The sequence below is a fragment of the Geojedonia litorea genome (assembly GCF_042654525.1).
GTDB lineage: Bacteria > Bacteroidota > Bacteroidia > Flavobacteriales > Flavobacteriaceae > Geojedonia > Geojedonia litorea.
Genome location: NZ_JBHSGP010000014.1, coordinates 1,212,952 through 1,236,298 on the forward strand (window position 1 = coordinate 1,212,952; position 23,347 = coordinate 1,236,298).

The window sequence follows — 23,347 nt, forward strand, 5'->3', positions numbered from 1 at the left end:
AAATGAAAATCTATTATAACCCAAAATTAAAGGAACTAGCTAGGCAACTTCGTAATAATTCTACCAAATCTGAAATAAGGCTTTGGACTTATTTGAAACGTAATCAAATGTATGGCTATGATTTTCATAGACAAAAACCAATTGATGAATTCATCGTTGATTTTTTTTGCAATAAATTACAATTAGCTATTGAATGTGATGGTTATTCGCATGAGCTTTTAGAAGTTTATGAAAAGGATTTAAATAAGACTATGAAACTAAATAAGTTGGGTGTTTCAGTATTGAGATTTTCAGACTATCAAATTATGAATGATATTGAAAATGTTTTAAGAGCAATTGAAGATTATATTTTTAAATTTGAAGAGAACAATTTTACACCTCCCTTATTCCCTCCTTGTTAGGAGGGAGTTCATTATGAAAATATACATCGCTTTGCTTCGAGGAATAAATGTTAGTGGACAAAAAAAAGTTCCAATGGCAGAATTACGCCAACTTTTAACTGCTAAAGGACTAAATGCGGTGCAAACCTATATTCAAAGCGGTAATGTGATTTTTAAATCTTCTGAAGAAAATTATCAAAAACTGGAGTTTACAATACACGAAGTAATTAAAGATGATTTTGGTTTTGAGGTACCAATACTTATTAAAACACCAGAAGATTTACAGAAAATCCTTGATGATTGTCCTTTTTATAATTCAAAAAAACAAGAGAGTTATTTTATGCTATTGTACAGTTCTGCAAGTGAGAACTTGGTTAAAGAAATTTCAAAATTGTCATATTCTGAAGAAGAATTTACCATTACTGATGATTGCATTTATTTTCATTCTGCAAAAGGTTATGGTAAGTCTAAATTTAACAACAATTTTTTTGAACGAAAATTTAAAGTTACAGCTACAGCAAGAAACTATAAAACTATGCTAAAGTTGTTATCTTTGTCAGCAGATTAATCAGCTCATGACCGAAGAACATTTCAGCGCTAAACCCATTTCAAAAACCATTCAACATGGAAAAGTGACTTGGGAATCACCAAGCAATATTGCGCTTATAAAATACTGGGGAAAAAAGGCCAATCAAATTCCCGAAAACCCTTCAATTAGTTTTACACTTAATAATTGTAAAACTATTACTACGGTAACTTATAGCTTAAAGGACTCAGGAACTGATTTTGATTTTGATGTATTTTTGGATGGCGATAAAAAAGATGACTTCAAGCCAAAAATTGCCACCTTTTTTAAACGTGTTGAAGGTTATTTTTCGTTTTTAAAAGATTTTCATTTTAAGATTGAAACCTCTAATACCTTTCCGCATAGCTCTGGGATCGCTTCATCAGCTAGTGGTATGAGTGCACTCGCTCTTTGCTTATTGAGTATAGAGCAGTCATTAACAAAATCAGAAATGTTAGATGAATACTTTAAGAAGAAGGCGTCGTTTATTGCGCGATTGGGTTCAGGAAGTGCATGTAGAAGCATTGAAGGCGATTTAATTGTTTGGGGCAATAACGATATTGTAAACGGAAGTAGTGACCTTTATGGTGTTAAATATCCATTCGAGGTTCATGAGAATTTCAAGGATTATCAAGATACTATTTTGTTGGTCGATAAAGGTGAAAAACAGGTAAGTAGCACTGTTGGGCACAATTTAATGCACAATCATCCTTATGCACATAGCAGATTTCAACAGGCGCATGATAATCTTCAAAAACTCAAGCCTATTTTAGAATCTGGTGATTTAATAGCTTTTATTGATTTAATAGAAAGCGAAGCGTTGACATTACACGCTATGATGATGACAAGTATGCCTTATTTTATTCTTATGAAGCCAAATACTTTAGAGATTATTAATAAAATATGGACTTTTAGGAAAGTTTCGGGATTGCCAGTAGGATTTACTTTAGATGCTGGCGCTAATGTACACGTGCTTTATCCCAAAAAAGATGCTAATGCGATTTTGGAATTTATTAAGCATGAGTTAGTTGCATATTGTGAAAACCGACAGTATATTTGTGACCAAATTGGTTTTGGTGCACAACAAATTGACAATGGATAAATGAGAATGAAGAAGGACAATGTTATAAAGAACAAAAGTTTTCAATTTTCCATTAAAGTTGTTGAGCTATACAAAGTATTAACTGTTAGCGAAAAGGAATTTGTACTATCTAGACAGCTTCTCCGTTCAGGAACCTCAATCGGAGCTAATATTCGTGAGTCTGAACATGCTGAAAGTAAGGCAGATTTTATTCATAAACTTTCAATAGCCTTGAAGGAAGCCAGTGAAACTGAATATTGGTTGGATTTATTGAATGAAACGCATTATTTAAAAAAATCTACTTATATTGAACTCAAGGTTGATATAAATGAGATTTTAAAACTGTTGATTAGTATTATTAAAAGTTCTAAAACTAATAATTGTTAATTTTGCATTGTCAATTTTAAATTGAAGTATGAAAGGACCACTATTTTATTCAAAAATCTTACTCTTTGGTGAGTATGGTATCATCAAAGATTCTAAAGGTTTATCTATTCCTTACAACTTTTACAACGGTGCTTTAAAAGCAAGTCAAAACCCAACTGAAGCGGCAATAAAATCGAATTTAAATTTGAAACGCTTTGTTTCGTATTTAGAAACCGTTGATCCAAATCTAGTTAGTTTTGATCTTGATACATTAAAGCGAGATGTGGAAGACGGAATGTATTTTGATTCTTCAATTCCTCAGGGATATGGTGTAGGAAGCAGTGGTGCACTAGTGGCAGCAATTTATGATAAGTATGCCTTCAATAAAATAACGGTTTTAGAAAATTTAACAAGAGAGAAGCTACTAAAGCTTAAGGCAATATTTTCTGAAATGGAAGCATTTTTTCATGGCAAATCTTCTGGATTAGATCCATTGAATAGCTACTTGAGCATTCCAATTCTTATCAATTCAAAAGATAATATTGAAGCTACAGGTATACCATCACAAAAATTGGATGGTAAAGGTGCTGTATTTTTATTAGATAGCGGAATTATTGGAGAAACGGCTCCAATGGTAGGTATCTTTATGGAAAACATGAAACAAGAAGGCTTTAGGAACATGCTCAAGGACCAGTTTATAAAACATACAGATGCCTGCGTTGAAGACTTTTTAAAGGGAGACATTAAGTCCTTATTTCATAATACCAAGAAATTGTCTAAAGTGGTTTTAAACCATTTTAAGCCAATGATCCCGCAGCAATTTCATGAACTATGGAAAAAGGGAATTGAGACTAATGATTACTATTTAAAATTATGTGGCTCTGGAGGAGGAGGATATATCCTTGGTTTTACTGAAGATATTGAAAAGGCAAAATCTACTCTAAAGGATTATAAACTAGAGGTGGTATATAATTTCTAGTTCCTACCTAACCCGGTTAGTATAGCCGTTACTAATAATACCCTAATGCTTACCAGAAAACAAAAACACGTCTTGCTTAAGTTTTTTAGCATGTTTTCAGTAGTTAGAGGCTACAATATTCTGGTTGTTGTCATCGCTCAATATTTAACCTCTATCTATATATTGGCGCATGACAAGCCCTTGCGGTCAGTGGTATTTGATCTTAACTTATTAACGTTGGTTTTAGCCTCTTCAGCTGCAATTGCGGCTGGTTATATTATCAATAATTTCTACGATTCTGAAAAAGATTTAATCAATCGACCGCAAAAATCAATGTTAGATAGATTAGTTGGTCAAAACACAAAATTGTCTTTCTATTTTGTGCTTAACTTTTTAACAGTTGTTTTAGCTAGTTATGTTTCATTTAGGGCTGTAATATTTTTTTCAATTTACATTTTTGCAATATGGTTCTATTCACATAAATTAAAAAAGTTGCCTTTTATAGGAAACCTTACCTCTGCCACCCTAACCATAATTCCTTTTTTCGTCATTTTCATTTATTACAAAAATTTTGAGCATGTTATTTTTGTGCATGCCATGTTTTTATTTTTGATTATTTCAATGCGCGAACTCACCAAGGATTTGGAAAATATTAAAGGCGATTTGGTGCAAAACTATAAAACCATTCCTATAGTATATGGAGAAAATGCATCTAAAGTAATGTTAACAATTTTAGTGTTATTAACTCTTGTGCCTACTTATTTATTACTGTTTTATTTTGAGATCGGTAACATGACCTATTTTTTCTATTTATGTATCCTACTATTGCTTGCTTTTGTGATTTTACTTTGGAAATCGAACAGTAAGCCTCAATACTTATTACTTCACAATATATTGAAGTTTATTATAGTTGCTGGTGTTTTTAGTATCTTGTTGATTGATGTTAATGTCGTTTTAAACCGAATAATATAATGGATACAACATTAAAAGTAGCCTTGGCGCAAATTTCACCCGTTTGGTTGAACAAAGTTGAAACACTTAAGAAAGTTGAAAATTCTATAAAAGAAGCGGCAAAGGAGCAATGTGAACTTGTGGTTTTTGGTGAGGGTTTAGTTCCAGGTTATCCGTTTTGGCTGGCCTTGACCGGGGGTGCTGAATGGAATACAACTGTAAATAAGGAATTACATGCGCACTATGTTAGAAATGCCGTTCAAATTGAAGCCGGCGATTTAGACTCAATCTGCGGTTTAGCAAAAGAACACCACATAGCGATTTATTTAGGAATTATAGAACGTGCTAAAAACAGAGGCAATCACAGTATTTATGCGTCGCTAGTTTATATTGACCAAAAAGGAACTATCAAATCTGTCCATAGAAAACTTCAGCCAACTTATGATGAACGCTTAACTTGGTCACCAGGTGACGGACATGGTTTACAAGTTCATGGTTTAAAAGAATTTACGGTTGGAGGATTGAATTGTTGGGAAAATTGGATGCCTTTAGCAAGGACTGCCTTATATGGTTTAGGTGAAAATTTACACATTGCCGTATGGCCAGGAAGTGATCATAACACCAAAGATATTACACGCTTCATTGCGCGTGAGTCGCGGTCGTTTGTGTTATCAGTTTCTAGTTTAATGTCGAAAAGTGATTTTCCTCAAGACACACCACATTTAAATAAAATTTTGAAAAATGCACCCGAAATATTAGCCAATGGTGGTAGTTGTATAGCAGGACCAGATGGCGAATGGATAGTTGAACCTGTTTTACATCAAGAAGGCCTGATCATTCAAACTATTGATGTAAATAGAGTGTTGGAAGAACGCCAAAATTTTGATCCAGTTGGGCATTATTCACGTCCTGATGTGACCAAATTAATGGTGAATAGAGAACGGCAAAGCACAGTTGAGTTTTTGGATCCAGAACACTAACATAAATTAATATCAATAGTAATTACGATTTATAAAGTTAAGTCTTGAAAGCCATAACGCTTTCATTATCTTTGAAAAAAATTAAACCATGAGTAGACATCAAGGAAGTGATAGAGGAGGAAAAGCTTCGGCTAGGAGTCAAAAGAACGGGAATGGAAAAGCTTCAGGACGGGGTAGAGATAATACCAAAAGCAAGAGTTTTGCCAGAGGTAATGCTCCTATTCGTAAAAAAACACAAGCGCCTAAAACAGGTTCAAACCCAGACGAGATTCGCTTGAATAAATATATAGCGAATTCAGGAGTTTGTTCTCGACGAGAAGCAGATACAAACATTGCTACGGGTCTGGTTACAGTAAATGGCAAAGTAATAACCGAAATGGGTTATAAAGTGAAGCTAGACGATGAAGTGCGTTTTGATGGAGCACGGATTAACCCAGAAAAGAAAGCCTACGTGCTGTTGAACAAGCCTAAAGGTTTTGCCACAACTACGAGTGAAAGCAAAGGGAAAACGGTAATGGATTTGGTTTCTAACGCAACGAGCTCTCGAATAAAACCAATTGGCAGGTTGGGAAGAAATTCTACAGGGCTATTGTTGTTTACCAATGATGAAACCGTTGTGAAAAAATTCACAAATTCAAAAAATGGCGTAGTGCGCCTATTTCACATTGAACTAGACAAGAATCTTAAATTTGAAGACCTTAAAAAGATACAAGAAGGACTTAAAATTGAAGGCGAACAAATTTCTATTGAAGAGATTAGTTATATTGACGGTGCATCAAAAAAGGAAGTTGGCTTAAAGCTCAAGCATACAGGAAATAATGTGATTCGCACCATTTTTAGCTATTTAAAATATGAAATTATAAAGGTGGATTGTGTAGCTATTGGTCATCTCACCAAAAAGGATATCCCGCGTGGTCATTGGAAGCATTTGACTCAACAGGAAATCAATACCCTTAAAATGTTATAACAGAAAAAAAATATAAAATTCGCTTTAAATTAATTTTTTTATATTTCATTTGTATAAGCAACAGCTAAACATAATGGTACATGTTTTTAAGTTTAAACTTTTAAAGCTTAAAACGTCGATATCCAAAGCGATTTATCGAATAAGAGTTAAAAGTTTACAACGATCTTCTAATTGGTCTATTACTTCAAGTCAGCACAGTAATAATGGTTTTGTGCCTACAACCCATACACAAATACGAATTTGATTTGGCGGTTATTTGCATCAAAATAAAGACCTTTTTTATAAACTGTAAACATTAAGAATGAACACTAAATACATTGATTTAATAAATCAAACTTTCTATTTCCCTCAAGAAGAATTTAAGCTTGAGGATAAACATTTGCAATTTCATGATGTAGATTTGATGCAGTTAGTTGAAGATTATGGTTCTCCATTAAAATTCACCTACTTGCCACAAATATCTAATAATATTAACCGAGCTAAAGATTGGTTTGCAAAAGCGATTAAAAAGAACAAATACAAAGGTAAATACAACTATTGCTACTGTACTAAAAGTTCACATTTTAAGCACGTATTAAATGAAGCACTTAAAAATGATATTCATATTGAAACGTCTTCAGCATTTGATATTGATATAGTAGAGCGCTTAAAAACTGAAGGTAAAATAACTGATGATACTTATGTCATAAGTAATGGCTTTAAGCGTGCACAGTATGTTACCAACATCGCACGTCTCGTTAATAGTGGACATAAAAATTGTATCCCGATTATTGATAACTATGAAGAGATAGAGTTATTATCTCAAGAGATAAAAGGTAAATTTAATATTGGGATTAGAATTGCTTCTGAAGAAGAACCTAAATTTGAATTTTACACTTCCAGACTTGGTATTGGTTATAAAAATATTGTGCCTTTTTACAATAGACAAATCAAAGACAATAAAAAGGTAAAGCTTAAAATGCTTCACTTCTTTATCAATACTGGAATACGAGATAATGCGTACTATTGGAATGAACTTTCAAAGTGTTTAAAGGTATATACAAGTCTCAAACATATTTGTCCTTCTTTAGATAGTTTAAATATTGGAGGCGGATTCCCAATTAAAAACTCATTGGCGTTTGACTTTGATTATGAGTATATGGTTGATGAGATTGTTAATCAAATAAAATTAGCTTGTGATGAAGAAGAAGTGCCAGTTCCTAATATTTTTACCGAATTTGGAAGCTTTACAGTTGGTGAAAGTGGTGGTGCCATTTATGAGGTGCTATATCAAAAGCAGCAAAACGACAGGGAAAAATGGAATATGATTAATTCATCATTCATTACCACGCTTCCTGATACTTGGGCTATAAATAAACGCTTTATTATGCTTCCTATTAATAGGTGGTATGATAGTTACGAGCGTGTATTGTTGGGTGGTTTAACCTGTGATAGTGACGATTATTACAATAGTGAACAGCATATGAACGCAATTTATTTGCCCAAATACAATAAAGAAAAACCTTTGTATCTTGGATTTTTTAATACAGGAGCTTATCAAGAGACAATAGGCGGATTTGGAGGATTACAACATTGTTTAATACCTTCACCAAAACATATTTTGATTGATAAAGATCAAGATGGTAATATAACAACAGAATTATTTAGTGAACAACAAACAAGTGAAGACTTACTTAAAATTTTAGGTTACAATGGACAATAAGACGTATGCCGGCATTCCTGAAGAATTTGCAAAATTAGAAACGGCAAAAATTGTATTAATTCCGGTTCCTTATGATGGAACTAGCACGTGGCAGAAAGGTGCTGATAAAGGTCCTGAAGCATTTTTAAATGCTTCTGAAAATATGGAGCTTTATGATATTGAAACTGATACTGAAGTGTATCAACAAGGCGTGTATTTGGCTGACCCGGTTACAGAGTCGAGTTCACCAGAGGCTATGGTAGAAGCAGTACATAAAGTTACCAAGCAGTATATAAAAAGAAACAAATTTGTCACCATTTTTGGAGGAGAACATTCTATTTCAATTGGAACTATAAGAGCGTTTAATGAATGCTTCGACAATCTTACTGTGTTGCATATTGACGCTCATGCCGATTTACGTAAGGAGTATGAAGGTTCCAAATGTAATCACGCCTGTGCTGTTTATGAAGCCAGTCAAAACACTAATCTCATTCAAGTAGGTATACGCTCTATGGATGTCATGGAAAAAACTGTTATGGATGAGGAAAAAGTGTATTTTGCTCATGAAATGGCTGTTGACGACGCTTGGATGGATAGCGCCATTGATCAAATGAGCGATAATGTTTTTATAACTTTTGATTTAGATGCATTAGATCCCTCAATTATGCCTTCAACAGGAACTCCAGAACCAGGAGGTTTATTTTGGTATGAAACACTCGATTTTCTGAAACAAGTTTTTGCTGAGAAAAACGTAGTTGGTTTTGATATCGTAGAACTTTGCCCAAACAAAATAGATAAATCGTCTGATTTTTTAGCGGCTAAATTATACTATAAAATGTTGAGCTATAAGTTCGCTGAAGATGATATTAATGATGGCTATGAAAGTAATTTGAATGAATATGGTTCGTCTAGTATAAATAAATTTTCTAAATTTAACGATGACGATGAAGACTAAAGGTCACATATCCAATTTTATAGAGAAGTATTATTTGCATTTCAATGCGGCTGCATTAGTTGACGCTGCTAAAGCATATGAAGCACAATTAGAACAAGGTTCTAAAATGTTAGTCTCTCTAGCAGGGGCTATGAGTACAGCCGAACTTGGTAAGATTTTCGCAGAAATTATTCGTCAAGATAAGGTGCAAATTATTTCCTGTACGGGAGCAAATTTGGAAGAGGACATTATGAATTTGGTAGCTCATTCGCATTATAAACGCGTTCCAAATTACAGAGATTTAACACCACAGGAGGAATGGGATCTTTTAGAACAAGGATTAAATCGCGTTACAGATACCTGTATTCCAGAAGAAGAAGCCTTTAGACGATTGCAGAAGCATATTTATAACATTTGGAAGGAGGCTGAAGATAAAGGTGAACGCTATTTTCCTCATGAGTTTATGTATAAAATGTTGTTGAGCGGTGTACTTGAAGAATATTATGAAATTGATATAAAAGATTCTTGGATGTATGCCGCAGCAGAGAAAAATTTACCTATAATTGTACCAGGATGGGAAGATAGTACCATGGGTAACATCTTCGCAAGCTACGTTCTTAAAGGTGAATTGAAGGCAAGCACCATGAAATCGGGTATTGAGTACATGACTTTTTTAGCCGATTGGTACACCGACAATTCAAAAAATGGCATTGGATTTTTTCAAATTGGTGGAGGTATTGCTGGAGATTTTCCTATTTGCGTTGTCCCAATGTTATACCAAGACATGGAGCGTACCGACACGCCGTTTTGGAGTTATTTCTGCCAAATAAGTGATTCGACCACGAGTTATGGATCGTATTCTGGAGCTGTTCCAAACGAAAAAATAACCTGGGGTAAATTAGATATAGATACACCAAAATTTATAATAGAAAGTGATGCTACTATTGTAGCGCCTCTTATATTTGCCTACCTATTAGACATGTAATTATGAATAGTAAAAGAGACAACCTTAAACGAGTTATAGTCGATTTTAAAAAATTGACCCCAGAAATTTTAGCGTTACTGGTCGAAAAATACCCAGACGGTTATGATGACGATAACATTATTACCTTTAGAAATGCTAATAACGAAATTGTAGAAGCAGTTGAAGTGACTACTGAAGACACCAAATACTTGGTTAAAGTGAGCACAAAGCTGCAAGTCACAATGGAAAATTATGATGAAGACGATTATGAAGATTTTGATGATGATGATCCAGAAGCTGTTCAGGATCCAGAGTTAACGCCTGAAGATGATTTAGGTGAAGACGATGATGATGATATGTAATATTTTATTGCATTTGTAAAAAAAATCTGGATGTACTTTTACTAGCATATTTGAAAAATACCTAACTTTATGTAAATTATTTGCTTATGGCAGCGCAATTCCATCTAGCCTTGCCTTGTTTGAGTATAAGTAAGACAAGGGCCTTTTATAGTGATTTACTCGGAGCTCAAATTGGACGCTCTTCAGTAAAATGGATTGATGTAAATTTCTATAACCATCAAATTACATTTACTGAAAGTGGGCCATTTAATTTCGACTCCAAAAGTTATTCGTTTAATGGACACATTTTACCTTCGTTCCATTTTGGTATTATCTTAAACCGTCAAGAATGGACAAAGGTGTTTAAACTCTTAAATTCAAAAAAGATCAATAGTGTTGCCGAAGTCAAATTTTTGAACGGTAAAACCGGTGAGCACGACTCTTTTTTTGTAATAGATCCTAATGGTTACACTGTAGAATTTAAATGTTTTACAAAATCTGATGAAGTTTTTGAGCCTTAAAAGCCTATAGACCTTACTACCTCTTTTTTATACCACGCGTTAGTTTCATAAATTGAAATTACTAAAAGCTCAACGGACTTGTAGTGGCAAACTTCCGTAATCAAGGAATACTTAATTTTATTTTATAAAAATGATACAAAAATCAATATTGATACTTATAGTTTTAAGTTTATCACTTACTTCGTTTGCATTTTCAAATGCTAATGAAGCAAATCAAGACACCACCACAATTATCGGTGAATATGAAGGCCATGAGGATTATGGCTATAATTTTATTACAACCCGTGCCGATGATGATTCAGAATATACCATTACATTTCAAAAAGTAAATGATGATGTACTTGCGCAATTCAATTTAAAATCTGATGAATTAATAGGCACGAAATTCAGAATCACCTATAAGGTTAAATTGGTGGTGACAAAAGACGAGAATGGCTTTGATGATGAATATGAAATTTACACCATCACGGCACTGGAAAAACTGTAAACATTATAAGGCTACTCTACTCGAGTGGCCTTTTTTAATGACAACTTCCCATATAAAAACGCTAAAAACAATAAGGTACTCCAAACCAATGATCCACAGGTTTTCTTTGTTTTCGTCATTGGCATAAGCTAGGTAGCTCAAAATAATCGCACAGCTCCATACCAATGGGAATTTATATCTTGTGAACACTGAAAGGAGTAAAAGCGTTGCAATATACCATGGATGTACTGTTGTTGCTGTAAAATAATAGAATGATAAAACAAATAACATCCCAGTGATTAATTGAATACTTGTTTTATTCTTTCTCAAAAATGATATTAAAAAAACAAACGTAACAACAAGGATGATAATGTATTTGCCTATAATGGCAATTTCGTTATAACCTCTAAACGAATATCCAATTTCTCTTGCGATGTAATATAAACTGGCATTAAATTCAAACCTTTGAAACCATAAAGCAACAGTGTTGGTATAATTCAGAATAAATTGTGATGAATAAAATGGAAGAAAAAGGAGCAAGGTTACCAGTCCAACTATGGTATAAAAACCCAATAGATTTTTCAATCGTTTAAATAACGAAAACGATTGGTTTTTTAAAAAATATTGAAAAAATAAGGGCAGAAAAATAAGCGGAATCAACTTCACCGAAACAGAACAGGCAAAAACTATTGCTGCCATTTTCCATTTGCCACAATGTAGCAAGTACAAACTACAAACCAGAAAAAATAGCATTAATCCTTCAAAATGAAGATTGCCCGTAAGTTCAATGATGATGAATGGATTTAAAATATACCAGAATATATTGTGAACTGGAATATGAAGTCGCTCAAGTAATTTCTTGCCAAAATAGAGCGTACCAATATCAGCAAGTATAATTATAGACCTCATGATTACAACAGAGCCTAAAATGCTTTTACCAGCAAAGAGTCCAGCAATGGCAAAACAGAGCTGATTTAAAGGAGGGTAATTTGTATAATGACTACCATTGAGTACACCCATTCCTTTATATAATTCCGAAGCTTGATAGACAGGAAACTCACCATTTAAAATAAATGACTCCGGTGTATATAGATAAGGATTAAGCCCTTCCAAAATTATACGTCCGTCCCATATAAATCGATAAAAATCTTGAGAGAGATTGGGAATGGCAAACAGAAAAACGAGTCTAAAACCAATAGCTAAAAGAAGCAAAAAATTAAAACTATGCTTTTGTAGTTGCATAAGTTTTAAAAACAGAAAAAACAATCCCAAGTAAAGGGTGATTAATTTTATATAATCTGTTCTAGAAAGGTCGTAAGCAAATGAAACATAAAACACAACACTTAATAAAGCCAATAAAATTGGAGTTTTATTTAGCTTTAAAAATGTTAGGTTAAACATGTTTAAACTTTCGAAGCTATGGATTTAAAAAAGACGTAACCAAACCCAATAAAGAGCATTAGATGGAAAGGGAACAATCCAAAATCACCACCTTGATCACCTACAACAAATGCACTATACAGTCCAAATGCGAAATACAACATAAGAAGGCCCTCTAGAATCACATTTGGAGATAGATTTTTACGCAAGTATTTATTGCCCTTCCATGAGTCTTTTAAAGAACTAATATTGAATTTTGGAGTTCTAACAAATTCGCTGCGCTTACCTAAATGGCCTTCAATTACGGCAATTGAGTTGTGTAAGGAGAATCCCATGGCAATGGAGAAAAATGTAAAGAACATTCCTATGTAACTAAAGAATTTTTTATAGCCACTACCATAAATCTGTTTGTACATAAACCAGTAGCAAATAAAAAATATGATCGTACTCACCACAAAAAAGCTCATAAAGTAAAAGTAAAACCTTAAATGTGCGTATTCGTTTTTAATATAAAGCATTGGAATGCTTAAAATGGCAACTATAAAAATATTCAAGAACATAGTACTGTTTAGCAAATGCAACAATCCATGGACTTTGGTTTTTGTAGAGATATTATCAGATTTTAAAACCCTCCACAGCATTTTTCTAAAGTTTTCGGCACCACCTTTATTCCATCTAAATTGTTGTGAGCGGGCAGCACTAATTACAACTGGAAGTTCGGCTGGAGTTTCAACATCTTCGAGATATTTGAATTTCCAATTTTTTAGTTGTGCGCGGTAACTTAAATCTAAATCTTCGGTTAAAGTGTCTCCTTCCCAATTACCGGCATCAATGATGCAGGTTTTTCGCCAAATGCCTGCAGTACCATTAAAATTAATGAAATGGCCTTTACTATTTCTTCCAACCTGTTCTAATGTAAAATGAGCGTCGAGGGCAAATGCTTGAATTTTTGTCAATAAGGAATAATTCCGATTGATATGTCCCCAACGTGTTTGTACCACACCAATATTGTCATCAGTGAAATAAGGAATAGTACATTTTAACCAATTTTTTTTAGGAAGAAAATCGGCGTCAAATATGGCAATAAACTCACCTTTAGCAATTTTCAACCCTTCTTTTAGTGCTCCAGCTTTAAACCCGCTACGATCTACTCTTGTAATGTGCTGAATATCTAAACCAGTTTGTTTTAATTTTTCTATGTGTTCAAAAGTAGATTTTACAGTTTCGTCAGTTGAGTCATCCAACACTTGAATTTCTAACTTGTCCTTTGGATAATCCATTTTGGCAATATTATCCAACAAACGCTCCATAACGTACATCTCGTTAAATACAGGAAGTTGTATGGTAACATATGGAACTTTATCGGGATTAGAAAAATCTAGAGGTTCTAAATTATTGGTATCCTTCTTTTTAGCCGAAAGGTAATTGTAAAGTAAATTAAGTTGAGCCAGTGCATACATGAAAATAAGTAGTAATGCAATGGTATAAATAACAATAATTATCGATTCGAGAATCATTTTTTAAAACTATATTTAAAGATCCAACTTAATATCTTAAAGCCTGCAAAGATAGTACCTTTTATGGTTCCTGATACTTTAGATATGCCAATTCTTTTTTTATATTTTACGGGCACTTCAATATACGTTAATTTTTTCTTTATCGACTTAAGTTGCATCTCTACAGTCCAACCATAAGTTTTATCCTCCATATTTAACTCAAGGAGCTTATTATATTTAATGGCTCTAAATGGTCCAAGATCGGTAAACCTTCCTTTAAAAAAAAGTTTCATTAATGTGGTTGCCAGCCAATTACCAAATATTTGCTGCGGCGTCATTGAATTAGGTTCGCGTAAATGTCTTACACGTGCCCCAAGTACAAAATCTATATCATTTTCAATAATAGGTATAACTAGTTTAGTGAGTTCTTCAGGGTAATCACTGTAATCACCATCTAAAAATACCACAATGTCTGGTTGTCTATCAAGATTTAAACTAGCAATATAATCCATGCCTTTTAGACATGCAAATCCATAACCTTTTTGAGGCTCCCAAAGTACAGTAGCTCCAGCATTTTTTGCGTTCTCTTGGGTGTTATCTGTAGAGCCGTTGTTGACTACAATAACTTCGTCAACACTTTTTGGAATATCTTTTATTACTTTAATTATGGAATTGGCTTCATTATAAGCAGGAATAATGACCTTAATAATTGGCATGTTTTTTAGTGTTTTCGATTACAAAAATACGACAACTTATTTTTGGTTTACCAAATCCATAAGATTGACATCATTTCCGAGTAAAATTTCATTGGGATTGATACGGCCTTTCATGCTGTCGTTTTCTAATTTTAAAACACCTCTTGGGCAAACAGCACTACAAATACCGCAGCCAACACAGCTGCTTCTAACAATATTTTCACCTTTTTGGGCATAAGCACGAACATCAATACCCATTTCGCAATAGGTGGAACAATTTCCGCATGAGATACATTGTCCGCCGTTAGTTGTTATTCTGAATTTTGATAACAATCGTTGTTGAAGGCCTAAAATCGCTGCCATTGGACAACCAAATCTGCACCAAACGCGATTTCCAAAAATAGGATAGAAGCCAGTTCCAATGACGCCTGAAAAAATAGACCCAATATAAAGTCCATAAACTGAACGTAAACTACTTGATTTAATATAGAATATTTGATCAGTAGTTCCAGTAAAGTGCATAATAAGAACCAACGAAATAACAAGAGCATAACCTATTGATGCATATTTGGCATCTTTACCAAATTCCTTTCTTTTAAATAACATGAACAAAAGAAAAATCAAGCTTAAAAAACCGATAGATAATTTAATAAACAAACTTCTTGTTAACCAATATGAATCTGGATTGTTACCAAGAAAAGAGTAAATCATAGCAATGGTCATCACTACTGAAAAAACCAATACAGCATGGATTAACCATCGCTCTAGTTTCCAGCTCGATAATTTTTTAGATGACAGTTGCCTAAACGAATCTCCAGCAGTTTCAGCCAATCCACCACAGCCGCAAACCCAAGAACAATACCAGCGTTTACCAAATTTATAAGTAAGAATTGGAGTAATAATGAAAATGGTAACAACCCCGAAAATGAGCAGTATTAATCCAATTGTACCTGCGCTCAAAAAGCTCTTTATTGACCAAGCGTCAAATAAGTAATAGTTTAGTGGCCAAATACTTTTTAAATCGTAATAAGGCAAGTCACTATTCATTACATACATAAACTCTGGAATCAAAAAGGCAAAGGCCAATTGAAAAAACATCACTGAAACCGTACGAATTTGTTCATAGCGATTATGACGATATTTTAAAATGAACTTATAGCCAAACACCAAAATTGCTAGTGTATAAAGAGAGCCATAAACAAACCATTGGCTGGCAGGTCGTCCACTTAATAATTGACTTAAGGGGTCAAATAATGCGACTAAACCAGTATTTGCAGCGCCATCTTTTCCTAACCCTAAAAAATGAGGGTAGAAGTATAACACGATATAAAATAAAGTGAGTACAATTCCGGTAGCCCAACCTATCATCCCTCTTGAGGAGATAGATTTAAACCAAATTCCATCATTTTTTATGCCTTTAGAAGTGTTGAGGTATAAACTATTTGAAAACACTATGGTTCCAAGTGCTATTAACCCTAAAGCTATGGTCAAAACCCAACCTGAAGTATTAAGTTCTACATTGAATAACGCCAAAATCAAAATAAACAAGCCAATAATTCCAATACCTACTGCAATTTTTTGCTTTGATGAAAAACCTTTAACATCTGGTTTTGCCAGAGACATACTGTAATGTAATTTGTTGCTCATTATTATGCTGTTTGCAGTTGATTATTAAATGTTGTTAGAATATCTTGTTCAAAATGTTGGTAAAATTCTGGATCAAAATTGGCCTCCTTTAAATTGGAGATAACATAATCAACAGTTTGCTTTTCAGTCAGCCAACGATCAAAAACTTCATGTCGCATTCTAATACCAAACGTATTAATTCCGATAAATTGATTTGTAGATGCATTGTATTCTATGGTGATACACTTGGTGTCATCATCATGTTTCCAATGAAAATGTAAGTGGCCGTCTTTGGGTTTTGCAAACACCCATCCATAGGTTTGATATTCGATATCAAAAAATTTAGCAGAATTAAACCAATGCCCAGGATTGTAGGTCATTTTATTACCACAAATAGTTTGTGCAATGACTTCACCCATCATTCGACCTGTATACCAAACGGCTTCAACAGGTCGTCTATTTCCAATAGGGTCGCGTTGTTCAGCACAATCACCAATGGCATATACGTCTTTAATATTAGTCTCAAGGTATCTATTCACCAGAACACCTTTTTGAGTTTCAATGCCTGAACTTTTAAGGAATTCTATATTTGGTGAAACACCGGCAGTTAATCCTACAAAGTCACACGATATTGTTTCACCTGATTCTTCAATTATTACTGCGTTCGCTCTTCCATTTCCATCAGAAACGATTTCTTTTAAATTAGATGATAATCGTAAATCGATATGGTGATTTATGATATGTCTATTTATCATAGCGCTTTCGCCTTCTGGAAGTACGCCATTCCAAAAGCTAGATTCACGAACTAAAAAAGTAACTGGAATATCTCGGCTATTTAGCATTTCGGCAAGTTCAATGCCTATAAGTCCACCGCCAACAATAACCGCACGTTTGCAAAGGTTTTTATTTGGAGCAAATACTTCAAGAGCATCCAAATCCTGCTTACTATATAATCCTTGAACACCCTTTAAATCCTGTCCTGGCCAACCAAACTTATTAGATTTGCTTCCAGTAGCAATGATTAGTTTATCATATGCCAGTGTATCACCATCAGCAAAATGGAGTGTTTTTGATTCGGTTTTAATGGTTTCTACGAACCCATTTTTAAGTTCAATTCTGTTTTTTTTCCAAAACCAATCTTCATAGGGTTTTGTGTGCTCAAATTTCATATGCCCCATATACACATACATCAAGGCCGTACGGGAGAAAAAGTAATCGGTTTCGGCAGAAACTAGAGTGATTCTTTTATCTGACAATTTTCTGATGTGCCTAGCAGCTGTAACGCCCGAAATGCCGTTTCCAATGATAACAATATGCTCCACTTTTTTTGGTTTAGTTATTTGTTAAGGTTTTTTGTCGTAACTAAAGATAAGAACTTAATCCCTTTCTTCTTATTTATAGTTGTTTTAAATTATTAAGTGTCTGTAAGGAATCTTAATAAATTTAGACGTCATTTTATTTTACTTTTTATGTAAGTAATGTTAATGCTTGGTAGACTTAATACTTATAATTTTAAGTTTAGTTCTACAGAATTTATGAAAAACACAGTTCTACTATCGATATTGACAATGTTTTCGACTTCACTTTTTGGACAAGATATCGATACTTATTTTGGTAAAGCAAACACTTTTTTTGCCACTTATGTTTCCAATGGGAAAGTGGATTATAAGCGTATCAACTCCAGTCCAGAAAGTTTACATGAATTAATGGACATGGCCGAAGGTATTAAGGTTTCAAAGGGAGATGAGGATATTTATAAAGCCTTTTGGATCAACGCTTATAACATTGCTGTAATTAAAAGAGTTATCAATAATTATCCCACAAAGTCACCTTTGGACATTTCCGGTTTTTTTGAAAAAACCACTTATAAAATTGCTGGAAAATCTATTACGCTCAATGATATCGAAAACAAGATACTAAGGGCGCAATTTAATGATGCACGTTTTCATTTTGTTCTGGTTTGTGGAGCCATAGGTTGCCCGCCCTTAATTAATAAGGCCTATTTGCCACAAAGCTTGGACGATCAGCTCAATACCCAAACACGTCTAGCTTTAAATGGGGATTACTTTATAAAAATCAACCATAAAAAGAAACGTATAGAGGGTTCTGAAATATTGAAATGGTATAAAGAAGATTTCATTGGGGAAGATAAAAACGAAATCGACTTTATTAACCAGTATAGGACTGATAAAATTCCAAGAGACTATAAGTTGGGTTATTTTCCTTACAACTGGAGTTTAAACCAACTATAACATGATTTTTTAATAACAAAAAATGAACATAATGAAGAAAACTTTAATCATAATACTAGTATTGGCGTTTAATCTTAATGGGTTTTCCCAGGATGATGCTGATGTGAAGAAAAGCAATATACAAGAATATACACCTTCAAAATTGCTTAAAAAAGGGCAATGGGATATAAAATTCTTTAACAGCCTTTATACGCAAACTGAAAGTACCGATTCGGGTAGTCGATCGGTGAAGATAGCCAGACAAAATTTTTTCACAAATACAACCGAAATCTATACTGGCATAAGTGCCAATTCTAGGGTAAACATTGGTTTAATATTTCAGGTTAGGGCCAATACCTTTGGAGGCAAAGGGGCATTTGAGGTGTTTAATTTTGAAAACAACAACACCGATGCCAGAAGTGGCTTGACCACACTTGCGCCATCCATAAGGTTTCAACCCTTTTCGAGTGTACCTTATTTTTCGGTCACAACATCGGTTTACTTTCCAATATTTAAGGATACACCAAATGCGCCATATTTAGATAAACGCTCTGTGTTTTGGGAAACAAAATTCTTTTATGACAAAACCTTTGGAGGTGATAAATGGCAAATCTTCACCGAAGTTGACCTAGGATTTAATTTTGGGGAAAAGAGTCAAGATGCCAACCCAGAGAACGCCAATATTGGAGAGCGCTTTGCAAACAATAGTTTGTTTCTCCCATTTAGTGCTTTTTTGAGTTACTTTCCTTCAGATAAATCTACGGTATTTATTAACGGACAACAGACCTTTTTAATTGACTTGGGCAATGATTTTGCTCAAAATTATACGCAATTGGGTTTTGGAGGAAAATACCAACTCTCACAAGTTTTAAACATTGAGACCTCGATTGGAAAAATTGTTGCTGGAAATAACTTTCAAGGATTGGGACAAACATTTAGTTTGGGTTTAAGGGCAATATTTTAAGTATTAGCAGTAAATTAGAAGTTTAATTTTAAGTTTATGAAACTATTTAAATTTCTTGGTTGTATATACTTTTTTGTTGCAAGTGCTTGTGTTGGACAGCAAAAGCAAGACAAAATTGATGGAATAAGTTTTGTGGCTTCCAGAGACGCCATTAATCAATTGCATGTAGCACCTGTTGTAAACATTAATGCCAATTATGCAGCGATAATGCCCTTTGGGTTTATACGGGAATTGGAGCATCCCGAAATTATTTTTAATACAGAAAGGCAATGGTTTGGAGAAACAAGAAAAGGTGCAAAACAATATGTTGAAGAACTTCGGAAAGGCAACATAAAGATTATGGTAAAACCCCAAATTTGGGTTTCGCGTGGAGAGTTTACGGGGTTTATTAAAATGAATAGTGAAGATAATTGGAAGGCTTTGGAGGATTCATATTCTAAATTTATTTTAGAGTACGCAAGTTTGTCCCAAGAGATTAATGCCGAAATTTTTTGTATTGGAACTGAACTTGAAAACTTTATAGCAAGTAGGCCGCAGTTTTGGGAAACATTGATAATAGAGGTCAAAAAAGTGTATAAAGGCAAACTAACCTATGCTGCCAATTGGAATGAGTACACAAAAACGCCATTTTGGGAGCAATTGGATTATATAGGTATAGACGCTTATTTTCCTGTTAGTGAGTTAAAAACTCCTACAATAGAAGATTGTAAGGCAGGCTGGGAAAGTCACAAATCAGAAATTAAAACCTATTCCAAAACTTTCAATAAGCCCATTTTGTTTACTGAATTTGGATATAGAAGTGTTGACTTTTCAGGAAAAGCACCATGGAGATCTGACAGGGAGATGGGTGATGTCAATATGGAAGCACAGTTAAATACTACCCAAGCTTTATTTGAAATGTTTTGGCATGAAGACTGGTTTGCAGGCGGATTCATTTGGAAATGGTTCCATGATCATGAACGGGTAGGGGGGAAAGATAATTCGCAATTTACACCACAAAATAAACCCGTTGAAGCTATTGTAAAAACATATTATTCAAAATGAAATAATGAAATCGCTACTGCTCCTCGTATTTATCATTACTCTATCTTGTTCGTCTAACCCAAATGAACTTATAGATGATGGTAGGCTATCAAACTATCTCAACAGTAATAATAGTGTTGAGAATGGTGCCGTTATTTCTTGTGCGGCAAGTGATGCATTTTCTGATGAGGTATTCGTGTTTTATTACCCAGAACCGGGAGCTTCCAATATTCGCCTTTATGAGACCATAAATACCGAAGTTAATAGGGATGATTTTGAAACTTACACAAGAGTAGTTACGCCCAGCGAGGCTGTTTTTAATGGATATTTAGAACGTTTTGCTCGAACATATACCCAAGAAAAATGGGTAATCGTTACTTTTGAACTCAATGGAGATGTCAAGGTTTCCAATCCAATTAGGGTGAAGCAAATCAGTAAACCCACTGTTTGGTCCAACAATGTGGATATTGACCAACAACAAACTAAAATGCCAATTTTTACATGGGAAAACAATGCTTTTGGTGATAATGCGATCTATTTTCAGGTCGTTACGGATGATCAGGATAATTTACTTTCTGGAACTTATACTTTCGAAAGTCATTTTCAATATTACAACACTTCTAATGTGGTCTTAAATATTACTATTGAAATGCCTCCAGCACTTATAATTGGAAACAATTATAACTTCACGTTAATGGATGTCAGTGAAGATAATTGGGTCAATACCGTAATACAACAACAATTTGAAGTACAATGAAAAGTTGTGTGCTATTTGTAATAAGTTTATTGTGCACGGCATCGATGCTTTTTGCCCAAGACCCTGTTGTTGCCGACCTAAAAGTACAGGGCAATAAAAAATTAAAGACTGGTTTTATCAAAAAGATTGCAAAAATCCAATCTGGGGTGCCACTGGACTCTACCATTATAGAGGAAGATATTAAACGTCTTAAGCGTTTGCCTGCTGTCGCCCATGCTTATTTTCAGGTATTTCCGGCAAATGAAACCAATACTTATAATGTGTTTTATAACATTGAAGAGAACTTTTCAATTATCCCGTCGGTTAACATTTATACAACCAATGAGGAAGAATTTGCCTATCGCATCGGGCTTTACGAATTTAATCTTTTGGGACAAAATATAATATTTGGAGGGTTTTATCAAAAAGACACATACAACTCCTATGGAGTCAACTTTAGATCGCCCAACCTATTTAGCAGAAACTTTGGTCTAGCATTAAATTTTCAAGATTTAACCACCGAAGAACCTGTTTTTTTTGACAATACGTCTGCAAATTATAAGTATAATAACCTTTCGTATGAGGTATTAGGACTTTATCAATTTAATTTTAAAAACACGATAGAACTAGGGGTTAATTTTTTCACCGAAGATTATGAGTATAAATCTGGAGCAACAAGTCCAGATGTACCTCAAGACCTGAATGTGAAAAAAATACTTTATAAAGCAATATATGAGTTCAATAATTTGGATTATGACTATCAGTATGTTAGTGGTTTTATGAATACCTTTAACTTCCAATACGTAACCTCCGATGATATTAATTTGCCAGAATTTTTGGTAGCCCGAAACGATTTTTCATATTTTGCCCGCATTGGTGAAACCGGAAACTGGGCCAGTAGATTGCGTTTAGGGATGGCAACCAATGACGATACACCTTTTGCGCCTTTTGCTGTTGATAACAACTTAAATATTAGAGGTGTTGGAAATACAATAGATAGAGGTACCGCAGCTATAGTATTAAATACAGAATATAGGCAGAACTTATATGAAAAGGGATGGTTTGCGTTGCAAGGTAATGCCTTTATCGATGCTGGATCTTGGCGAAATCCAGGAGGCGGTTTAGGGGATTTCGCAAAATCCCAAAACATAAGGGTTTATCCAGGATTGGGGTTACGCTTTATCCACAAAAAAATATTTAATGCTATTTTTAGAATTGATTATGGTTATGGGGTGACCAAAGATGCCAGTAGGGGATTTGTGTTTGGAATTGGTCAGTATTTTTAGAGCTTAACCTTTTTTTGTGTCAGGTCAACTATTTATTTTTCAAAATATTATAGTCTAATTTTTAATGTGTTTTGCATAATATTTATACAATTCTTCGGCATTAGCTCCAAGCCAACGCTTTACGTAAATAGCCCAAAAATGGTATTGCAGTTTCCAGACACCATGTTTTTGATAACAACGAGCAGAGCTGTACAGCTTTTTATTGATGACCACAAATTGCTTTCTTCTATAAAGCTCATTAATCAAAATATTATCTTCATAAATGATATAATTTTCATCGTAGCCGCCAATAGCTTCAAAAAGTTTTCTCGTGATAAACTGACTTTGATCACCACCACGACAGGCGCGCCAAGAAAATTGGGTCAACCAACTTGCAAGGCGTAACCACCAATGGGAGCTATCAAACTGCATTCTAAAACAACCAGCTTGGTTACCTTGAGCTATTTCATTTAAGATAAATTGATCAAAATGTTTAGGAGGGAATGAATCGGCATGAAGAAAATAAAGTATGCTTCCTGAAGCATGTTTGGCACCAAAGTTTAGTTGTTTGGCCCTTCCTTTTTCTGAAGTCAAAAGGGTTACATGTCTAAATTGGGCAATAATGATTTGTGAATTGTCGGTACTTCCACCGTCAACAACTATAATTTCAGAAATGTTTTGAGGAGTCGAGTTCTCAATCAAATATTGCAAGAGCTGCGCAATTGTTTTTGATTCATTCAATACGGGAATTACAATGCTAATCATATCTCATCTAT

At 34.1% G+C, this 23,347-nt stretch carries 25 protein-coding genes; 19 read left to right on the top strand and 6 right to left on the bottom strand.

Going from position 1 to position 23,347, the window contains the following annotated elements; genetic code table 11:
- The first annotated feature begins 2 nt into the window (after positions 1 to 2).
- The 14 genes from ACFO5O_RS13265 to ACFO5O_RS13330 all read left to right on the top strand — a co-directional run bounded on the left by ACFO5O_RS13265 (position 3) and on the right by ACFO5O_RS13330 (position 11,176).
- Entirely contained in the window at positions 3 to 401 is a 399-nt protein-coding gene (locus ACFO5O_RS13265) for an endonuclease domain-containing protein (RefSeq protein ID WP_387964566.1), read from the top strand.
- Positions 402 to 414: 13 nt separating this feature from the next.
- On the top strand, positions 415 to 948 hold the full coding sequence (locus ACFO5O_RS13270) for a DUF1697 domain-containing protein (protein WP_387964568.1): 534 nt from the start codon (positions 415 to 417) through the stop codon (positions 946 to 948).
- A 7-nt stretch (positions 949 to 955) separates the two neighbouring features.
- Positions 956 to 2,047, top strand: a complete 1,092-nt coding sequence (locus tag ACFO5O_RS13275; protein WP_387964570.1) for a diphosphomevalonate decarboxylase — start codon at positions 956 to 958, stop codon at positions 2,045 to 2,047.
- 6 nt (positions 2,048 to 2,053) lie between these two features.
- Positions 2,054 to 2,413, top strand: coding sequence for a four helix bundle protein (locus tag ACFO5O_RS13280; protein ID WP_387964572.1), 360 nt, complete (start codon positions 2,054 to 2,056; stop codon positions 2,411 to 2,413).
- A 28-nt stretch (positions 2,414 to 2,441) separates the two neighbouring features.
- Positions 2,442 to 3,371 carry a mevalonate kinase family protein gene (locus tag ACFO5O_RS13285; protein ID WP_387964574.1) on the top strand — a complete coding sequence of 310 codons (930 nt, stop codon included), beginning with the start codon at positions 2,442 to 2,444 and terminating at the stop codon, positions 3,369 to 3,371.
- 45 nt (positions 3,372 to 3,416) lie between these two features.
- Positions 3,417 to 4,322, top strand: a complete 906-nt coding sequence (locus tag ACFO5O_RS13290) for a geranylgeranylglycerol-phosphate geranylgeranyltransferase (RefSeq protein WP_387964576.1) — start codon at positions 3,417 to 3,419, stop codon at positions 4,320 to 4,322.
- Complete coding sequence (locus tag ACFO5O_RS13295) at positions 4,322 to 5,281, top strand: carbon-nitrogen hydrolase family protein (protein WP_387964578.1); 960 nt, start codon at positions 4,322 to 4,324, stop codon at positions 5,279 to 5,281. Before ACFO5O_RS13290 ends, ACFO5O_RS13295 begins: the two co-directional genes overlap by 1 nt.
- An 88-nt stretch (positions 5,282 to 5,369) precedes the next feature.
- Positions 5,370 to 6,248 carry a pseudouridine synthase gene (locus ACFO5O_RS13300; RefSeq protein ID WP_387964580.1) on the top strand — a complete coding sequence of 293 codons (879 nt, stop codon included), beginning with the start codon at positions 5,370 to 5,372 and terminating at the stop codon, positions 6,246 to 6,248.
- 301 nt (positions 6,249 to 6,549) lie between these two features.
- Positions 6,550 to 7,950 (top strand): type III PLP-dependent enzyme domain-containing protein, encoded by a 1,401-nt coding sequence (locus ACFO5O_RS13305; RefSeq protein ID WP_387964582.1) that lies wholly within the window; start codon positions 6,550 to 6,552, stop codon positions 7,948 to 7,950.
- Positions 7,940 to 8,884, top strand: a complete 945-nt coding sequence (gene speB / locus ACFO5O_RS13310) for an agmatinase (protein ID WP_387964584.1) — start codon at positions 7,940 to 7,942, stop codon at positions 8,882 to 8,884. Before ACFO5O_RS13305 ends, speB begins: the two co-directional genes overlap by 11 nt.
- Positions 8,874 to 9,848 (top strand): deoxyhypusine synthase family protein, encoded by a 975-nt coding sequence (locus tag ACFO5O_RS13315; RefSeq protein WP_387964586.1) that lies wholly within the window; start codon positions 8,874 to 8,876, stop codon positions 9,846 to 9,848. Before speB ends, ACFO5O_RS13315 begins: the two co-directional genes overlap by 11 nt.
- Positions 9,849 to 9,850: 2 nt before the next feature.
- Positions 9,851 to 10,189 carry a hypothetical protein gene (locus tag ACFO5O_RS13320; protein ID WP_387964588.1) on the top strand — a complete coding sequence of 113 codons (339 nt, stop codon included), beginning with the start codon at positions 9,851 to 9,853 and terminating at the stop codon, positions 10,187 to 10,189.
- Between the two features lie 86 nt (positions 10,190 to 10,275).
- Positions 10,276 to 10,689 carry a VOC family protein gene (locus tag ACFO5O_RS13325; RefSeq protein WP_387964590.1) on the top strand — a complete coding sequence of 138 codons (414 nt, stop codon included), beginning with the start codon at positions 10,276 to 10,278 and terminating at the stop codon, positions 10,687 to 10,689.
- 130 nt (positions 10,690 to 10,819) lie between these two features.
- Entirely contained in the window at positions 10,820 to 11,176 is a 357-nt protein-coding gene (locus ACFO5O_RS13330; protein WP_387964592.1) for a hypothetical protein, read from the top strand.
- A gap of 3 nt (positions 11,177 to 11,179) precedes the next feature.
- On the opposite strand, the gene ACFO5O_RS13335 is transcribed toward ACFO5O_RS13330, so the two are convergent.
- From ACFO5O_RS13335 to ACFO5O_RS13355, 5 genes are read right to left on the bottom strand one after another with little or no spacing between them, the layout of a single operon-like run.
- Positions 11,180 to 12,556 (bottom strand): MptA/MptB family glycosyltransferase, encoded by a 1,377-nt coding sequence (locus ACFO5O_RS13335; protein WP_387964594.1) that lies wholly within the window; start codon positions 12,554 to 12,556, stop codon positions 11,180 to 11,182.
- Positions 12,557 to 12,558: 2 nt separating this feature from the next.
- Positions 12,559 to 14,052 (bottom strand): cellulose synthase family protein, encoded by a 1,494-nt coding sequence (locus ACFO5O_RS13340; RefSeq protein WP_387964596.1) that lies wholly within the window; start codon positions 14,050 to 14,052, stop codon positions 12,559 to 12,561.
- A complete protein-coding gene (locus ACFO5O_RS13345) occupies positions 14,049 to 14,747 on the bottom strand; it encodes a glycosyltransferase family 2 protein (protein ID WP_387964598.1) in 699 nt (232 codons plus the stop codon). Before ACFO5O_RS13345 ends, ACFO5O_RS13340 begins: the two co-directional genes overlap by 4 nt.
- 36 nt (positions 14,748 to 14,783) lie before the next feature.
- Complete coding sequence (locus tag ACFO5O_RS13350) at positions 14,784 to 16,373, bottom strand: 4Fe-4S binding protein (protein ID WP_387964600.1); 1,590 nt, start codon at positions 16,371 to 16,373, stop codon at positions 14,784 to 14,786.
- A 2-nt stretch (positions 16,374 to 16,375) separates the two neighbouring features.
- A complete protein-coding gene (locus ACFO5O_RS13355) occupies positions 16,376 to 17,674 on the bottom strand; it encodes an NAD(P)/FAD-dependent oxidoreductase (protein WP_387964602.1) in 1,299 nt (432 codons plus the stop codon).
- 213 nt (positions 17,675 to 17,887) lie between these two features.
- Between ACFO5O_RS13355 and ACFO5O_RS13360 the strand changes: the two genes are divergently transcribed.
- The 5 genes from ACFO5O_RS13360 to ACFO5O_RS13380 are packed head-to-tail and all read left to right on the top strand — an operon-like array spanning position 17,888 to position 22,592.
- Positions 17,888 to 18,604 carry a DUF547 domain-containing protein gene (locus ACFO5O_RS13360; protein WP_387964604.1) on the top strand — a complete coding sequence of 239 codons (717 nt, stop codon included), beginning with the start codon at positions 17,888 to 17,890 and terminating at the stop codon, positions 18,602 to 18,604.
- A gap of 31 nt (positions 18,605 to 18,635) precedes the next feature.
- Positions 18,636 to 19,547 carry a hypothetical protein gene (locus ACFO5O_RS13365; RefSeq protein WP_387964606.1) on the top strand — a complete coding sequence of 304 codons (912 nt, stop codon included), beginning with the start codon at positions 18,636 to 18,638 and terminating at the stop codon, positions 19,545 to 19,547.
- A gap of 36 nt (positions 19,548 to 19,583) precedes the next feature.
- Positions 19,584 to 20,591, top strand: coding sequence for a glycoside hydrolase family 113 (locus ACFO5O_RS13370; protein WP_387964608.1), 1,008 nt, complete (start codon positions 19,584 to 19,586; stop codon positions 20,589 to 20,591).
- A 4-nt stretch (positions 20,592 to 20,595) separates the two neighbouring features.
- Positions 20,596 to 21,327, top strand: a complete 732-nt coding sequence (locus tag ACFO5O_RS13375) for a hypothetical protein (protein ID WP_387964610.1) — start codon at positions 20,596 to 20,598, stop codon at positions 21,325 to 21,327.
- Positions 21,324 to 22,592: a POTRA domain-containing protein gene (locus ACFO5O_RS13380; RefSeq protein WP_387964611.1), complete on the top strand. Its 1,269-nt coding sequence runs from the start codon at positions 21,324 to 21,326 to the stop codon at positions 22,590 to 22,592. The genes ACFO5O_RS13375 and ACFO5O_RS13380 overlap by 4 nt, the downstream gene beginning before the upstream one ends.
- Before the next feature lie 54 nt (positions 22,593 to 22,646).
- Here ACFO5O_RS13380 and ACFO5O_RS13385 read toward each other — a convergent pair whose 3' ends face one another.
- Positions 22,647 to 23,336 (bottom strand): TIGR04283 family arsenosugar biosynthesis glycosyltransferase, encoded by a 690-nt coding sequence (locus ACFO5O_RS13385; protein ID WP_387964614.1) that lies wholly within the window; start codon positions 23,334 to 23,336, stop codon positions 22,647 to 22,649.
- Between the last annotated feature and the right edge of the window lie 11 nt (positions 23,337 to 23,347).

Bases quoted from the DNA above. Each gene is read 5' to 3' on its own strand.
- ACFO5O_RS13265 (WP_387964566.1), top strand. From the start codon at position 3: ATGAAAATCTATTATAACCCAAAATTAAAGGAACTAGCTAGGCAACTT.
- ACFO5O_RS13270 (WP_387964568.1), top strand. From the start codon at position 415: ATGAAAATATACATCGCTTTGCTTCGAGGAATAAATGTTAGTGGACAA.
- ACFO5O_RS13275 (WP_387964570.1), top strand. From the start codon at position 956: ATGACCGAAGAACATTTCAGCGCTAAACCCATTTCAAAAACCATTCAA.
- ACFO5O_RS13280 (WP_387964572.1), top strand. From the start codon at position 2,054: ATGAAGAAGGACAATGTTATAAAGAACAAAAGTTTTCAATTTTCCATT.
- ACFO5O_RS13285 (WP_387964574.1), top strand. From the start codon at position 2,442: ATGAAAGGACCACTATTTTATTCAAAAATCTTACTCTTTGGTGAGTAT.
- ACFO5O_RS13290 (WP_387964576.1), top strand. From the start codon at position 3,417: ATGCTTACCAGAAAACAAAAACACGTCTTGCTTAAGTTTTTTAGCATG.
- ACFO5O_RS13295 (WP_387964578.1), top strand. From the start codon at position 4,322: ATGGATACAACATTAAAAGTAGCCTTGGCGCAAATTTCACCCGTTTGG.
- ACFO5O_RS13300 (WP_387964580.1), top strand. From the start codon at position 5,370: ATGAGTAGACATCAAGGAAGTGATAGAGGAGGAAAAGCTTCGGCTAGG.
- ACFO5O_RS13305 (WP_387964582.1), top strand. From the start codon at position 6,550: ATGAACACTAAATACATTGATTTAATAAATCAAACTTTCTATTTCCCT.
- speB (WP_387964584.1), top strand. From the start codon at position 7,940: ATGGACAATAAGACGTATGCCGGCATTCCTGAAGAATTTGCAAAATTA.
- ACFO5O_RS13315 (WP_387964586.1), top strand. From the start codon at position 8,874: ATGAAGACTAAAGGTCACATATCCAATTTTATAGAGAAGTATTATTTG.
- ACFO5O_RS13320 (WP_387964588.1), top strand. From the start codon at position 9,851: ATGAATAGTAAAAGAGACAACCTTAAACGAGTTATAGTCGATTTTAAA.
- ACFO5O_RS13325 (WP_387964590.1), top strand. From the start codon at position 10,276: ATGGCAGCGCAATTCCATCTAGCCTTGCCTTGTTTGAGTATAAGTAAG.
- ACFO5O_RS13330 (WP_387964592.1), top strand. From the start codon at position 10,820: ATGATACAAAAATCAATATTGATACTTATAGTTTTAAGTTTATCACTT.
- ACFO5O_RS13335 (WP_387964594.1), bottom strand. From the start codon at position 12,556: ATGTTTAACCTAACATTTTTAAAGCTAAATAAAACTCCAATTTTATTG.
- ACFO5O_RS13340 (WP_387964596.1), bottom strand. From the start codon at position 14,052: ATGATTCTCGAATCGATAATTATTGTTATTTATACCATTGCATTACTA.
- ACFO5O_RS13345 (WP_387964598.1), bottom strand. From the start codon at position 14,747: ATGCCAATTATTAAGGTCATTATTCCTGCTTATAATGAAGCCAATTCC.
- ACFO5O_RS13350 (WP_387964600.1), bottom strand. From the start codon at position 16,373: ATGAGCAACAAATTACATTACAGTATGTCTCTGGCAAAACCAGATGTT.
- ACFO5O_RS13360 (WP_387964604.1), top strand. From the start codon at position 17,888: ATGAAAAACACAGTTCTACTATCGATATTGACAATGTTTTCGACTTCA.
- ACFO5O_RS13365 (WP_387964606.1), top strand. From the start codon at position 18,636: ATGAAGAAAACTTTAATCATAATACTAGTATTGGCGTTTAATCTTAAT.
- ACFO5O_RS13370 (WP_387964608.1), top strand. From the start codon at position 19,584: ATGAAACTATTTAAATTTCTTGGTTGTATATACTTTTTTGTTGCAAGT.
- ACFO5O_RS13375 (WP_387964610.1), top strand. From the start codon at position 20,596: ATGAAATCGCTACTGCTCCTCGTATTTATCATTACTCTATCTTGTTCG.
- ACFO5O_RS13380 (WP_387964611.1), top strand. From the start codon at position 21,324: ATGAAAAGTTGTGTGCTATTTGTAATAAGTTTATTGTGCACGGCATCG.
- ACFO5O_RS13385 (WP_387964614.1), bottom strand. From the start codon at position 23,336: ATGATTAGCATTGTAATTCCCGTATTGAATGAATCAAAAACAATTGCG.